The sequence below is a fragment of the Mucilaginibacter sp. MD40 genome, assembly GCF_002288635.1.
Taxonomy (GTDB): domain Bacteria; phylum Bacteroidota; class Bacteroidia; order Sphingobacteriales; family Sphingobacteriaceae; genus Mucilaginibacter.
This window is the reverse complement of the sequence record NZ_NRSW01000001.1, coordinates 2,988,343-3,003,491: the sequence shown is the minus strand read 5'-3', so window position 1 is coordinate 3,003,491 and position 15,149 is coordinate 2,988,343. Positions and strand designations below refer to the sequence as shown.

General features: G+C 42.9%; 8 protein-coding genes and 1 pseudogene. 3 read left to right on the top strand and 6 right to left on the bottom strand.

Translation table 11 applies throughout. The features are described 5' to 3' along the window. Positions 1-61: 61 nt before the first annotated feature. The 6 genes and pseudogenes from CKK33_RS13580 to CKK33_RS13555 all read right to left on the bottom strand — a co-directional run bounded on the left by CKK33_RS13580 (position 62) and on the right by CKK33_RS13555 (position 7,375). A complete protein-coding gene (locus CKK33_RS13580; RefSeq protein ID WP_095704624.1) occupies positions 62-478 on the bottom strand; it encodes a hypothetical protein in 417 nt (138 codons plus the stop codon). A gap of 20 nt (positions 479-498) precedes the next feature. Then, positions 499-756, bottom strand: coding sequence for a hypothetical protein (locus CKK33_RS13575; RefSeq protein WP_095704623.1), 258 nt, complete (start codon positions 754-756; stop codon positions 499-501). Positions 757-991: 235 nt separating this feature from the next. After that, positions 992-2,845 (bottom strand): RagB/SusD family nutrient uptake outer membrane protein, encoded by a 1,854-nt coding sequence (locus CKK33_RS13570; RefSeq protein ID WP_095704622.1) that lies wholly within the window; start codon positions 2,843-2,845, stop codon positions 992-994. Between the two features lie 5 nt (positions 2,846-2,850). Beyond that, positions 2,851-5,517 (bottom strand): annotated as a pseudogene (locus tag CKK33_RS13565) (SusC/RagA family TonB-linked outer membrane protein); the annotation flags it as partial. A 17-nt stretch (positions 5,518-5,534) separates the two neighbouring features. Next, on the bottom strand, positions 5,535-5,990 hold the full coding sequence (locus CKK33_RS13560; RefSeq protein ID WP_095704620.1) for a carboxypeptidase-like regulatory domain-containing protein: 456 nt from the start codon (positions 5,988-5,990) through the stop codon (positions 5,535-5,537). 278 nt (positions 5,991-6,268) lie between these two features. Beyond that, the gene (locus tag CKK33_RS13555) at positions 6,269-7,375 is read right to left on the bottom strand and encodes a family 43 glycosylhydrolase (RefSeq protein WP_095704619.1); all 1,107 of its coding nucleotides are present in this window, start codon (positions 7,373-7,375) and stop codon (positions 6,269-6,271) included. A gap of 357 nt (positions 7,376-7,732) precedes the next feature. Between CKK33_RS13555 and CKK33_RS13550 the strand changes: the two genes are divergently transcribed. From CKK33_RS13550 to CKK33_RS13540, 3 genes are all read left to right on the top strand, one after another. Further along, positions 7,733-9,346: a DUF6377 domain-containing protein gene (locus CKK33_RS13550; RefSeq protein WP_095704618.1), complete on the top strand. Its 1,614-nt coding sequence runs from the start codon at positions 7,733-7,735 to the stop codon at positions 9,344-9,346. A gap of 164 nt (positions 9,347-9,510) precedes the next feature. Beyond that, positions 9,511-11,478: a KUP/HAK/KT family potassium transporter gene (locus CKK33_RS13545; protein ID WP_095704617.1), complete on the top strand. Its 1,968-nt coding sequence runs from the start codon at positions 9,511-9,513 to the stop codon at positions 11,476-11,478. A gap of 354 nt (positions 11,479-11,832) precedes the next feature. Next, positions 11,833-14,892 carry a beta-L-arabinofuranosidase domain-containing protein gene (locus CKK33_RS13540; RefSeq protein WP_095705856.1) on the top strand — a complete coding sequence of 1,020 codons (3,060 nt, stop codon included), beginning with the start codon at positions 11,833-11,835 and terminating at the stop codon, positions 14,890-14,892. Positions 14,893-15,149: the final 257 nt, after the last annotated feature.

Below are 15,149 nucleotides of genomic sequence, written 5' to 3'. Positions count from 1 at the left end.
ATTGATGCAAATCATGCACTCCTACCCGGATAGGCAGGTCATTTGGTTAGCGACATGGGGATCAGGCGTTGGGCGCCTTTTGTCGGGCATGAGCTTCCCTATTCTGAAACAGTTGGTTCCTGGTTAGCCGGTAGTTGTCAAAAAGACTGGTTAATTCCAGATAAAGTACGTTATATCGGCCAAGAAAATCCAGATCCGGTGTTTTGTTGAGATCGCAGATAAAAGGCTCAACAAAAGCCAGGAAACCGGGGACCTTTGCTTTTAGCGACTCCAGTCTTTGGTACTGCGCCTCGATTTTGGCCTTTAATTCTGTTTCGTTGCCGTTAGGGTCATCAGCTATTTTATAACGGTCAATGATATCCCGGAAAAAATGTGTTTCTGTTTCGAGGAAACCGATGTCCTGAAGCCAGTGAGTGGCCTGGATATATACCTCCTGGAGTTCTGTTTCCAGCTCGCTGTTAGTTAATGGTAAAACCATATTTTTTTTAAGTTTAAATATCAATCGGTTGTTTCTGCGAGCATATGCCCGTCTTTTACGGTGATAGTGGATTCATGCGAAAACGCACGGCCTTCGAATTCCCAATTTAAAGTAACCTGATATGTGCCATCGCCGGTAACCTGCAAGGGTATGTCAAAGTCATGTTCACCTTTGCTGTTATAAACCATAGTACGGCACCAGGGTGCCGTGCAGTTTACCTTTCGCAGGAATACTTTGCCCTCAAAAGGATGCCGGAAATTGAAACGCAACGCAACCATATTATACCGTTTGATAGCCGAAGTTACCTGAGAAAGCTGAACTTAAAAATGATCCCAGACACGATATCAAGTGATTATGATTAGCTTATAGCGGTTTGTATTTGACATGATGTAAGCCTATTACACGGGTAATCGCTGCGATTACACACTTACATAAATCAACAAAATCGGAACGCCCTTGAAATGGCGTCCCGATTTTTGTGATTAGGTTAGGAATTAAAAAGTTTACAAGCTCCTACCATCCATAATTCTGGATTAAGTTCGGATCCTTATCTATTTCTGTTTGTGGTATTGGCATCAGGTAGTGTTTATCAGTAAATACCCGGTTCTGCAAGGTTACGGTCTTATAAAATACGGCTACTCCGGCAGCTTCACTGCCTACGTTTAAGCCGGTAGCCTGTAATTCTGCTGCCGACGGACGGGCATTTAAACCCAATGCAGGCGCATTGTCTACTGTTTTAGCTATCAGCCAGCGCCTTACATCCCAAAAACGATGACTTTCAAAAGCAAGTTCTACCCGGCGCTCGTTCTGGATACGTTTACGCATGCCTGCCTTTGTATTGTCATCGGGCAGGATAGGCAGCCCCGGCATAGACACACGGGCACGTACCATGTTAATGTATTGATAAACCGACTGGTCTGGTGCATCCAAATATTCATTCATGGCTTCGGCGTAATTCAGATAGATCTCTGCCAGGCGAAATATAGGGAAATTGCGTGTTCCTGTACCGCTGTTTGCATTGCGGTCATAAGTAGGCGATAAGAACTTCCTTACGTTGTACCCCCATGGGTTAGTACCGGGTTTCCCGGTAGCCCAGCCGTCAGTTACGCCATTGCCCGAGCCAAACCAGGCCAGCCTTACAGGGCGTTGTGTGGCATCAAACCGCCAAACATCATACTGGAAGAATATGCTGGCGTAAAAGCGCGGATCACGGTCTTTGTACATATTTGAAATATTGCTTACATTCTGAAATTTCAAACCATCCCAAAGCTGCCCGCTCCAAAACCCATCTGTGGTATAGCCAGATCCTGCTGCAGTAATAGGGTAGCCATTCTTCATTTCATAGGCATCTATCAGCTGCTGCAATGGTGTTAGTTTACCATTACCTTTAAACGGCGATCCGTTAGGGAGGTAATTACCATCTATGTCTATTGAATTACCCATTATTCTTGGCAGGATCGTCTCATTATAATCGCGTGTGTAAAACTGCGCAGCATAATTTTGTACCGGGTTGCCCGGGAAAGGGCTATACAAGCTGTAGAGATTAAGATCTATCACAGCCTTTGCCGCATCGGCAGCCTTTTTCCATTTTTCTCTGTCATAAGAGGTATTAAAAAGCGCCTTTCCATCTTTGTTTTTGATACCTGCATACAATTGGTTGCCATTAAATAAAGGGCTTGCCGCATATAAAAGGGTGCGCGCTTTTAAAGCCAAAGCGGCACCTTTTGTTATACGGCCGGTTTGTGCCGCATCCTGGCTGGGTGGAAGCACGGCTGCAATGGCATCACATTCGTTGCTTATAAAGCTTACCACTTCATCTACAGAGTTACGCGCCACCTGGGTATCTCCCAGATTACCAGGATCTACATCTTTGGCACTGGTTAGCAAAGGCACCGCCCCGTATCGTTTAAATAGTTCAAAATAAAATTGTGCACGCAGGAAACGGGCTTCCGCTTTGTAGCGGGGTTTCCAGGTGGCATAATAGCTTTCACGGTCAAGCGGAACGGGTACACCGTCAATGCGTTCTATAAAAATGTTGGCCCGTCTTATATCCTGATATTTGCCAGACCAATTACCTAAGGGGTTATCATTGGTGCTCCAGCTACCAAGGTTATATTTATAGGCATTTACGGCCTCGCCGTTATCAAACCAGTGGTGGTAGGTTTCATCGGTGGCGGCGGTATAGTAGGCCGTTAGTTCATTGGGCAAAGCGTTATAAAGGCGGGCAAGTGCCTGCTCTGCCAGATTTATGTTGCTGTAAACATCATTTTCGCTCGAGTATTCAGCAGGTACTACATCCAGGTATTTTCTGCAGGATGTGCTACTTATTATTAATGCTGCCAGCAGCAGCGTGCATATCTTTTTCATGGTTGTTACATTGAAGCGTTTAATCCTAAATTTATCACACGCATTTGCGGGTAGTCGCCAAAACCGTTTGTCCGTTCCGGATCAAAGATGTTCATCTTAGACCAGGTGTAAATATTGGTACCGCTTGCAAACATGCGGATGTTTGACAAGCCTATGCGTTTAACCCATGCTTTAGGGAAGGTGTAGCCTAACTCCGCATTCTTTAAGCGCAGGTAGTTTGATGACCTTAGCCAAAAGGTTGAGTTCTGGTTGTTGTTAACGTTATTTGATGATGATAGCCTTGGCCATTTTGCGTTAGGATCGGGATTGTCTGTTGTCCAGCGGCCGGTAAGATAATCGGCCAGCACCGAGCTGTTGCTTGAGAAAGCCCAAGCCGACGTGCCTGTTAACCATAGCTTGCCACCGGTTGCGCCCTGGAACAAGACATTTATATCAAAGTTTTTGTACGTGTAGGACAGGGTTAAACCCATAATAGATTTTGGGGTAGTAACCTGGCCAAGGTAGCCTTCGTCCTGGCTGTTGATCACACCATCGCCATTACGGTCAAGATATTTAATATCGCCCGGGCGCACTGTACCAAACTGCTGAGTTGGGCTGGCGGCTATATCGGCATCATCTTTAAACAGGCCAAGTGCGGTAAGGCCGTAAGCTTCGTTTATCTGGGTTCCTTTTAAACCGCGGTATGCCAAAGCATAAACAGGTTCGGCCGCGTATTGTATACGGTTGGTGGCATAAGAATAAGAACCTCTTACCATCAGATTATGGTTGCCAAAGCGTTTGCGCCAGGTGATCTCACCTTCAAAACCTTTATTATCTACAATACCTGCGTTAATGGCCGGCAGGTTTTGCACGCCGCTTACATCCGGTATGATGGTAGCGGTAGTTAAGATCTGAGAGCGCCTTTCCTTAAAAATATCACCTGTGAAAGCGATCTCTCCCTGAAATAGTTCCAGATCGGCACCAATATTGGCTTTTTTTGATTTCTCCCAGGTAAGGAAAGAGTTACCGGTAGCGCTTTCCTGCGCGCCCGGATAGCCATTTCCGTCGGCTGCAGACCCAAACTGGTAGCCGCTACCGTTACCGGTTTGCCATGTACTTAAATAAGCAAAGCGGCCTACGCTGTTATCAACACCTACTATACCGTAAGAGCCCCTGAACTTTAGCAGAGTGATAATCTTAGAATTTTTCAGGAACTGCTCGTTAGATGCTATCCAGCCTAATGATGCTGCCGGGAAGAAACCCATTCTGCGGCCTTTCATAAAGTTTTCAGAACCGTTGTAACCGGCGTCGAACTCAGCTACATATCGTCTGTCATAAGCGTAGTTGGCACGGCCAACCAACCCCAGTTGTTTGTATGGCAATGCGGCAATGGCACCATCATCTGTATTGGTTGCCTGGAAGCTTTCAGACTGGTTATAGCGCACCACAGCTGATATGGCATGTTTCTGGGCAAAAGTCCTGTCGTAGTTCAAATAAGCCTCCAGCGTTGATTTACGGCTGCCGTTAGCATCTACCCTGAAACCAAGAAGGCCATCGCCTGTAGTTAACTCCTGGTACTGGCCTTTGCTTAGGTCGGTTTCGTTCTCATCAATAATAAAACGGTAAGTAGAGTAATTGCGCTGGCGGAATATGTTACGGTAATTCTGCGCATCATAAGCAAATCGTGTTCTAAAGCTTAATCCTTCGGTAACAAAAGGCAATTTAAGCGTGAAGCCTACAATAGAGCTTAAAGTGTTTTCAAAGAAACGACCGTAACCATATTGCGTTAATCTGCCGTAGGGGCTGGGCGGCGAGTCTTTTTGGCCCGGCACTGACCCGTTGGGGTTAGTTAATGGATATAAATAAGAAGGGGTGGTGCGTAACTGGTTCCATATGCCGCCGGCTGTTTCGTTAGGATAGTTTCGGTCACGTACGATGTCAGACAGGTTCAACTCCAGTTTAAGCAAGGGCGTAATGTCCACATCAATGTTACTGCGGAAATTGTATTTGTTCATCGCCGCGTTAATATTGTAGGCATTCAGGTCGTCATATTTATACAGACCACCCTGATTAAGATAACCCAAAGAGACAAAGTACCTTGCTGTTGATGAACCTCCGCTCACGTTCAGGTTACCCTGAGTCATCATAGAATAGGGCTTAATCAGTTCCTTTGTCCAGTCAACATTTGGATATAGGTACTGGTAGGTAGGGTTACTTCGGTCACGGAATTTGTTCAGATACTCATCCGTGTACAAGTTGGCATTCAGTCCGTCATTATTCAATGCTTCGCGGAATAAACTTAGCGCGTCGTAAGAGTCAAGATACTTGGGCATGTTAAACGGCTGCTGTGCGGCAGTTTGTGTAGTAAGTGATATCACCGGCTTACCTGTTTTACCTCTTTTAGTGGTAACCAGCACAACGCCGTTGGCGCCCTTCATACCATAAACGGCAGTAGCTGCTGCATCTTTAAGTACGCTCACCGTTTCTACATCGTTGGCATCGATGCCGTCAATGCTGTTCTCAATACCATCTACCAATATCAGCGGGCTCTTGCCCTGGTAAGTGCCAAAACCACGGATGTAGATAGCAGATCCATCGGCGCCCGGTTCGCCGCTGTTTTGTATGGTTACTAATCCGGGCAAACGGCCGGCAAGGCTGTTGGTTAAACTGGCTGTTGGGGTTCTTAAGAGGTCTTTAGAGGTTACTGATGTTAGCGCGCCTGTAACGTTGTTTTTTGCTGTGTGCCGTAGCCCACTACAACCACATCTTCTAACATTGCTACGTTTTGCTTAAGCCGTACAGCTATGAACTCGCGCGAGCGCACAGGTATCTCCTGTTTGAGAAAGCCCATCATGCTGTAAACAAGTGTGGCGTCTTCAGGTACTTTGATCATGTAACCACCGTTAACATCGGTTATAGCGCCATAGCCACTACGGCCCTTTACGCTTACAGCAACGCCAGGTAAACCTACGCCGCTGGTATCGGTAACGGTTCCGCGTACTTCAATGTCTTTAAACACGCTGTTATTTGATGCGGTTGGGTTGCTATTGTTTTTTGCCGCCTGTGCCGGCGAACAAACAGCAGTAATGATGCTGATGAGCAAGGCAAGTAAACCGGCTGCAGGATAAAATGTGCCTGCTCTGTTTTTGAATAAAAGTTTTCTCATAATTGGTTTTTAAGGTTTTTTGGATGGAAATACTTTTCTGAGTATTGTGCGGTACAGCAGCAGACTATCTGTTATCCGACCGATGGTTGTAATGCTTTATATCATACTGTAAGAATATTTATGAATTGTATCAGTCATATATGCCTTTTTCCACTACAAATGCTTAAAAAAATGTATGGAAATAGCCGTCTCACTCTTTTCAGAGCACAGTAGTTATTTTAAAATAAATTGATCTTGTTAAGCCGAGGGGTATTGGCCAGCTATGAGATCGTGATAAGTTAGTCGCCTATAGGGCATGCAATATCAACCGAGGTACTGATCGGGATACCAAAGTTTGGTGAACCATCACTATTCCAGGTCAGTTTTTGCATACGTGCCGTTCGTGGCTGGTCTGGTTTGTTGGGTGTGGGGCGTGCATGATAAATAAACCAGTTCTCGGTTTCGGTAATGCCCTTGTCATTTGTACGGCTGCTGGTAAAGAAGCCATTATGACCAGTCCCGTACACCATGGCTTTGTCGTTTTTTTCAAAAACTTGCTTTTTGTTTATCCAGTTATCAGCCATCAAAGGATCGCTGCCGGGTTTTAACTGTATTTGGGCAAGGCAATAGTTATCACTGCTGTAACGGCTGGCCGAGAAGATGATAAACAAAGGGCTTTTAGTATCTCTTTGCAGGGCGATAGGGCCCTCGTTTACACCTGCACCTAAAAAAGTAGGTTCCCATCTTTCCCAATCATTTGTTGGCGATGATATTTTAACCCGCGGCCCGCTCAATGTCCACGGGTTTGCCATGGGGGCAATGAAAATATATTGCTTGTACTTTTCATTATCATTTTCCCATCCGGACCAAGTGAAATAGTTTTTATCTCCTATGGTAACTACAGAACCATCAATAGCCCATTGATCATTTGCCTGGTCAAATATCTTACCTTTAAAGTTCCAGGTACCTTGGGTGGGGTCTGGATTATCATTCTCCAATACAAACATGCGGTTGCTGTCGTTAACACCGCTTTGCGCTGCCGCGAAATAGATATACCATTTACCGCCAAGGAAATGCAGTTCCGGTGCCCAAAGGTCAGCTGAGTGATCAGTGTTTTGAGGTGGTGTCCATACTGTAGCTTCAGTGGCTGCGACCAACTGCGACATGGCACGCGTTTTTGCGATAGTAATTCGGTTGCCTTTGGTTGACAGGAAATAATAATTACCATCTTTTTGTGCCACAAACGGGTCTGCATGGTCGCCGTCGATAACCGGATTTTTAAAGTATTTTACTTTAATGCCGGTAGGATTTGTTTTAATAGAATCAGTACCGGATTTATTTTTTTGACATGCCTGAGCAAACACAGGTATGCAGGCAGCTAATAGTACGAGTAATCTTCTTCTCATAGGTTTGTAAATAGTTTCAGAAAAATTGATGTGCTAAACAACCGGCATAAAAGGAAGCCAAAAGATGTCTGTTTAACACTTATAATCGGTTAGACCAAATGTAGTGACGAAAAATTGCCTGTGATGCTGCGAGATGTCAGTCAAACTAAAAATCAAAACTGTTTAATTTAAAATTAATTAATAATCAGGTATTTAAATACTGCAAATCCTATCAAAATCAAGCTTTCAATCTTATATCGCATTGGTATATATAATTGTTTAAGGGCTATCAACAACTCGTAAGAAACCCAATTGACATTATTATTTTATTTTTAAGCAATCGTTTTACGGACGTTGACTGTCACTCCTTAATAACCAATGAAAAGAGTCCTTTTATTAGTCACCTTTTTGCTTGCTACATTTTCAGCTTATTCGTTTAGCACCAAAACGGATAGTCTTTGGAAGGTGTTAAAAGCGGAGTTAAGTAAAGAACCGGAATATATACACCAAAAACAGCAAAGGATTCAGTTTTTAAGTCGGCGCTTAGCCGCTATAACGGGTAAAGGCTTTGAGCCACAGTTTGTGCTTCTATCGCAATTATTTGAAGAATATAGTTCATTTAAATTTGATTCGGCCGTTACAAGCGTTAACCGGATGATAAACTTGTGCCTAAAGTTCAATAAAAAAGAAGAGCTGATAAAGAGCCGCATGGCAATGGTTACGGTGTTGCTTAAATCCGGTTTTTACAAAGAGGCATTTGAGGCTGTTGCTTTAATAGATACAGCAGCCCTGCCCAAACCAACCATGCATGAGTTTTTGAACTTAAGGGCTATGCTGTATGCAGAGGTATCGGCTTACGAAAACGACGCGTATTTTGCAAGTCGTTATAAACAGGCCTCGCGACGGGATTATGCAAGTGCTGCCAATATCACCACCCCAGATAAACTGGAACGAACCATTAGCATGGCTTTCGCTCCGGAAACGGATAAACAGCGTAAGCCAACAGCCGCATTTTATTATCGATACTTTTTAACTAATGGCCTCTCTGCCCATCAGATAGCAATGGCTGCTACCTTGGTTAGCCATGCCTACGAGGGAGATGATAAGCTTTTGCTTTTAATGCTTGCCGCCATAAGCGATGTGCGCTCGGCCACTAAAGAAACGTTCGCCATATTCCTGTTAGGCCAGGAGTTTTTTAAACTTGACCGCAATAGTGACGCTTATATTTGCATCAGGGAGGCATTGGGCAATGCTGCATTTTACGGAACGCGTAACAGGGCTGCTCAAATAGAATCTGTACTGCCACTGATAGCCAGCAGGTTATTGGAAGAGAAGCAGCACGAAAAGGACATGGTTTGGATAGGGCTTGTGATATTTTTGCTGGTTGCTGTGGTACTATTTTTTCAACTAGTCTTATTCCGCAAACAGGTTATCCGCATTAAGACCAATGAGGAAGTGATCAAAGAAAAAAACGCAGAATTGCAGGATGTGAACGGCATGTTGTGGGAGTCATCAAAAATTAAGGAAGAATTGATAGGATTGTTTTTTAAAACCTGTTCATCATACATTGAAACACTGGAAAAAGTGAAGCGTAAAACCCAGCACAATATTAAGTTAGGTAAATACCAGGATGCTACAACCGTATTAGGCAATGTGCAGATACAACAGGAAAAAACGCAGTTATACGCCACACTTGATAGTGTACTACTAACCTTGTTCCCAAATTTCGTTGCCTCTTTTAATTCACTATTGAGAAAGGAAGACCAGATATGGCTTAAGAAAGGAGAAATGCTGACCCCAACATTACGCATTTTTGCATTAATGCGCCTTGGTGTTACAGATGTTGAAACCATAGCCAAGATTCTGGATTATACTGTCAGCACGGTATACACCTACAAAGCCCGCATCAAGGCGAAAGCTTTAGTTGCCCCCGAAATTTTTGAGCAAAAAGTGATGGAGATAAAATTTACAGACGACTCGACTTTTAATTGAATGTGGGTAGAGGCATTTTTTTAATACACGATTCATGTAATAATAGCAATGTGAAACAGTATGACTCAGTATCATTATTTATTACAATAAAATTAAAATGATGGAAACGTTTGCAAACACGCCATTTTAGATAAATTCGCACAAAATTTACGTTCCGATACTCAATGCAAACCCCACATTTTACCAAACTATCCGCCGCGGGTGTATTAATCACGTTAGGCATCGTATTCGGCGATATAGGTACATCACCGCTTTATACTTTTCAAACTATCATTAAAGAAGGAGGGCGGGCCGACGCTTTTCTTGTACTTGGTGCCATATCATGCGTTTTCTGGACCCTCACCTTGCAAACCACATTCAAGTATATCCTGATCACATTACAAGCTGATAACAGGGGCGAGGGCGGTATTTTTTCCTTGTACGCGCTGGTACGCAGATACGGCAAGCGCCTTGCCATACCAGCAATTATTGGAGCCGGTACGCTATTAGCCGATGGTATCATTACGCCGCCGATTTCTGTTACATCTGCTATTGAAGGCTTGGGTTTGGTACCTGCACTTTCTAAAGACTTTGTACCGGGCCACGACCTGATCATTGGTATCGTCATCGGCATCATATTGCTTCTGTTCTTCTTTCAGCAATTTGGCACCAATGTAGTAGGTGCTGCATTCGGGCCGGTTATGCTTATCTGGTTTCTAATGCTGGGCATTTTAGGTTTTGTTCAGGTTGCGCATTATCCTATGATCATTAAAGCGCTTAATCCGGCGTACGCATGGCATTTGTTGAGCGAGCATCCTAAAGGTTTTTGGTTGTTAGGGGCGGTGTTTTTATGTACCACAGGTGCCGAGGCTTTATACAGTGACCTTGGCCATTGCGGCCGTAAGAATATTCAAGCCAGTTGGATTTTAGTTAAAACAGCCCTCATTTTAAACTACCTCGGTCAGGGTGCGTGGGTACTTACAAGGCCGCACGGATATGATTTTAATGCCATAAATCCGTTTTTCGCCATTGTGCCGCACGCGATGTTACTACCGGCTATAGGCATAGCCACCATGGCAACAATCATTGCCAGTCAGGCTTTGATCAGTGGGTCATTTACATTGATCAGCGAGGCTATCAGTATGAATTTTTGGCCCAGGGTAACAGTTAAGTTCCCATCAAACATTCGTGGTCAGATCTATATACCAAGTATTAACTGGCTGTTGTGTTTCGGGTGTATTGCAGTAACATTGTATTTCAAAACATCAGAAGCCATGACCGCCGCTTACGGGTTTTCTATTACGGTAGCTATGCTCATGACTACTTACCTCATGTATTATTTTATGCGGTATAAAAAGCACTGGCCATTATGGATCGTAGTAATTATCATTTGCGTTTTTGTTACCGTTGAGGGATCTTTCTTTGTCACCAATGCTGTAAAACTGTTAAAACGTTTATTCTTTTTGGTATTTGAGGTTGGGTTGATTTTTACCATGTACATCTGGTACCGCGCACGTAAGATCACTAACCGTTACCTTAATTTTGTGAATATCCAGGACTATATGCCTATGTTCAAGGCCGTAAGTTCTGACCAGGGCATACCTAAGTATTCAACTCACCTCATATACCTTACCAAAGCAAACAACAGCAAGCAAATAGAAGAACGGATAATTCATTCTATTTTGAGCCGTAAGCCTAAACGTGCCGATGTATATTGGTTTGTGCATATTGAGCGTACTGATGCTCCTTATACAATGGAATATGCTGTGGAGAAATTAGAAGATGGTAAGGTGATACGTTTGGAATTCCGGATCGGCTTTAGGATACCGCCGAAGGTGAATGTGTTATTCCGTAAGGCTGTAGAGGAAATGATAGAGCGAAAAGAAATTGATATTACCAGTAAATATGAATCTTTGGGTAACTTTAATTTGCCTGCAGACTTTCAATTTGTATTGATCGAACGTTTCTTATCATACAATAACATTCTCAGCAAAGTGGAGAGTTTTATTCTCAGCAGCTATTTTACTATAAGTGATCTGGCCCTGAGTGATGCCAAAGCTTTTGGATTAGATACGAGCGAAACAAGGATTGAAAAGATCCCGCTGATCGTAAATCCATTAACTAACATACATCTGGAACGTGTTAATATGTAAAGCTAAGCAAGCTGTTTATCTGCATACTAATTAAATAATAATTATACCCAAAATAGCTTGTCAACGACAAGCTATTTTGGGTACTTGGTGAAAGCCAAACTCACCCAAGCACCCAATTATGGTTATATAATCCACAACTAAAAGCCATGTACACAATACATAGAGTTTTTTATAAGTTATAAGTATAGTTGCAGTAAAGCCAATTTGTTAAAATAAGGTTAGTTGCTGATAAATTTTATGACTTTTAATTAAAGAATTAGTCATTTATTTGAAAAGGTGCAGTCTGTTACCTATATAGTATTAATAGGTCTTATCCTTACCGGAACAAAAATGTTTTTTGTGTACAACAACAATATGAAAGCAAATACTACTTTTTTGAAGTTTCTTTTTTCTTTAATTATATTAATTACCTCCGCATATGGTGTGAAAGCACAAAGTGGAGACCAGATATTGGACGGAATTGGTGAGACTGATATGGTTGCGCGTTATGTGTTTGATGGCAACGCTAAAGACTGGTCGCGCAATACTTTGCATGGTACACCACAGGGTGATGTTAAATTTGTTCGCGACGGCCGTTTTGGTAATGTATTATCCTTAAGCGGCACCAACACTTTTATTGCTCTCCCCGCTGAAGCTTTAACCGATTTGGAATCCATCAGTATAACAGCATGGATCAACTTAGGTTCAAATGAGCCAGGACAATATCTGTTTGATTTTGGCAAGGATAGTAATCATCATTTTTTTGCCTCTCCTGAAGGCACAAAAGAGACAAAACTTTTTAAAGCCGGAATGCTTAGCAACAAACCAGGTGTCAAATCGATTGTATCGGCTCCTGCCTTAGCACCCAATAAATGGGCCCATCTTGTTTTGGTAGCCGATATCCCGTCCGGAAGAATTATTACTTATATTAATGGCAAGGTTATAGGTGAGGTTAAAAGTACCCCAAAAGAATTAACTGAAATTTTTGGTCGCCAAACTGAGAAAAAGCAGTTATATATTGGCAGATCGTTAGCGGCGGGAGCTGGTTATTTAAATGCACTGATACATGATTTCCGGATATACCGGGTAGCACTTAACAGCAACCAGGTTAAAAATATATATGGTCATGCCTTAAACGGCAGCCAGCCGGTAGTAAATGTAACAGCTAAATCAGAAGACGATCTTCCTCGTTTTTCATCGGCAAACCCTCAGTTATATAATGCACGTCTGCTAAAGGTTGCAGATGTTACTGTGGAAACTGAACAAGGCAGCTTACCCCGGTTGCCTGATTACTTGCGGGGAACCTACAAAAATGGGTTTAAAGGCCCTAAAGTTCGGGTATTGTGGCCTAATCCTACTAACACAGATTCCGTTCAACAAACAGGAAGCTACGTATTGAAGGGAAGCATCCCTGGCACTTCTTTACAGCCCAAGGCTATTGTAACAGTAAAAGCGCCTGCTAAACCAATAGTATTAAAGGCAAAGCTTGAGCCATTCAGGCTCGATCAGGTTTCGCTCAATACTGATATAAAAGGTCATCAAACAAAGTTTATTGAAAACCGGGATAAATTCCTGAGGACTTTGGCAAAAACCGACCCGAATTCGTTTTTGTACATGTTTCGCGAAACCTTTGGTCAAAAGCAACCCTCCGGTACTCAGCCTCTTGGCGTATGGGATAGCCAGGACACTAAACTGCGCGGGCACGCCACAGGGCATTACTTAACAGCAATTGCACAGGCATATGCAAGTACCGGATATGATAAGGCACTTCAGGCCAACTTCGAGGCTAAAATGAAATACATGGTTAATACTCTGTATGATCTTTCGCAACTATCAGGTAAAGCAAAAAATCCAGGAGGATCGCATGTATCAGACCCTGTTGCTGTTCCTTTCGGCCCGGGAAAATCTACCTATGATTCTGACCTGACCGATCAGGGATTGCGTACAGATTATTGGAACTGGGGCGAAGGGTATATTAGCGCTTATCCGCCCGACCAGTTTATTATGCTGGAGCACGGTGCCAAATATGGCGGACAAAATACTCAGATATGGGCGCCTTATTATACCTTACATAAAATATTAGCCGGTTTGCTGGATGTATATGAAGTAACCGGTAATAAAAAAGCACTCGCTATTGCTACCGGAATGGGCGACTGGGTGTACGCCCGACTAAGCAAGCTTCCGCAGGATACGCTTATTAAAATGTGGAATACTTATATAGCAGGGGAGTATGGCGGCATGAACGAGGTAATGTCTCGCATGTACCTCATCACTAATAACGATAAGTACTTAAAAACAGCTCAGCGTTTTGATAATATCCGGGTGTTTTTTGGTGATAAGGAACACTCAAGCGGCTTAGTTAAAAACGTGGATAATTTCAGGGGCCTGCATGCAAACCAACATATACCACAAATAATAGGCAGCATAGAAACCTATAAGGCATCAAATAACCCCGAATACTTTGAGGTGGCCGATAATTTTTGGCACAAAGCCGTGAGTGATTACATGTACAGCATAGGCGGCGTTGCCGGGGCTCGTAATCCTGCTAACGCAGAATGCTTTGTAAGCCAGCCTGCAACGTTGTACCAAAACGGCTTTTCGGCCGGCGGACAAAACGAAACCTGTGCAACCTACAACATGTTAAAACTTACCGATGACCTGTTTATGTACACCCCGAAGGCAGAACTGATGGATTACTATGAAAGAGCATTGTATAACCATATTCTGGCATCAGTAGCTGAGGACAACGCGGGTAACACTTATCACGTACCTTTAAGGCCCGGCTCTGTAAAGCAGTTCAGCAATGCTGATATGACAGGCTTTACCTGCTGTAATGGTACTGCTTTAGAAAGTAGCACTAAACTGCAAAACACCATTTATTTTAAAAGTACAGATAACCAGTCCCTGTATGTAAACCTGTATATCCCATCTACTTTGCAATGGACAGAAAGAAACATGGTTATACAGCAAACAACAGCCTTTCCTAATGAAGACCATACCCGTCTTACCATTAAAGGAGATGGCCAGTTTGATTTGTATGTGCGTGTGCCGGGATGGGCAACCAAAGGTTTTTATGTAAAAATCAATGGCCGTGAGCAAAAGCTGCAGGCAACACCCGGCAGCTATTTAAAAATAAGCCGTAACTGGAAAAGCGGCGATACGATAGATCTTAAAATGCCTTTCCAGTTTCATCTGGATCCGGTGATGGATCAGCAGAATATTGCCAGTTTGTTTTATGGTCCTATACTGCTTGCTGCACAAGAACCACAAGCGAGAAAAGATTGGCGTAAAGTAACACTTGATGCTGATGATATTGGCAAAGGAATTAAAGGTGATCCCCGTGAACTTAAATTTACTATTGATGGTGTACCATTTAAACCATTTTATGATTCTTACGGCCGGCATTCTGTTTACTTAGATGTAAAGCTTAAATAAGCTTTATTTTTTGTGGGTTAAAATTAAAGTATTTGACAATCAAATACTTTGTTAATATGTGTGTACTATAAGTTAATTTATTAAAAAATATAAGTTAAGGTTTTCTTTAAGTTTGAATATGTTGAATAAGTAACTGGCAATTAGCTTTTTAGGAGCTATGTAAAGTTGTGTTGAACGATACTTATATAACAGCCGGATATTTTGTGTAGGCTGGAATAAGCCGCCAGGTAATAGCCGGCATTTCAGTGAAATCAAAC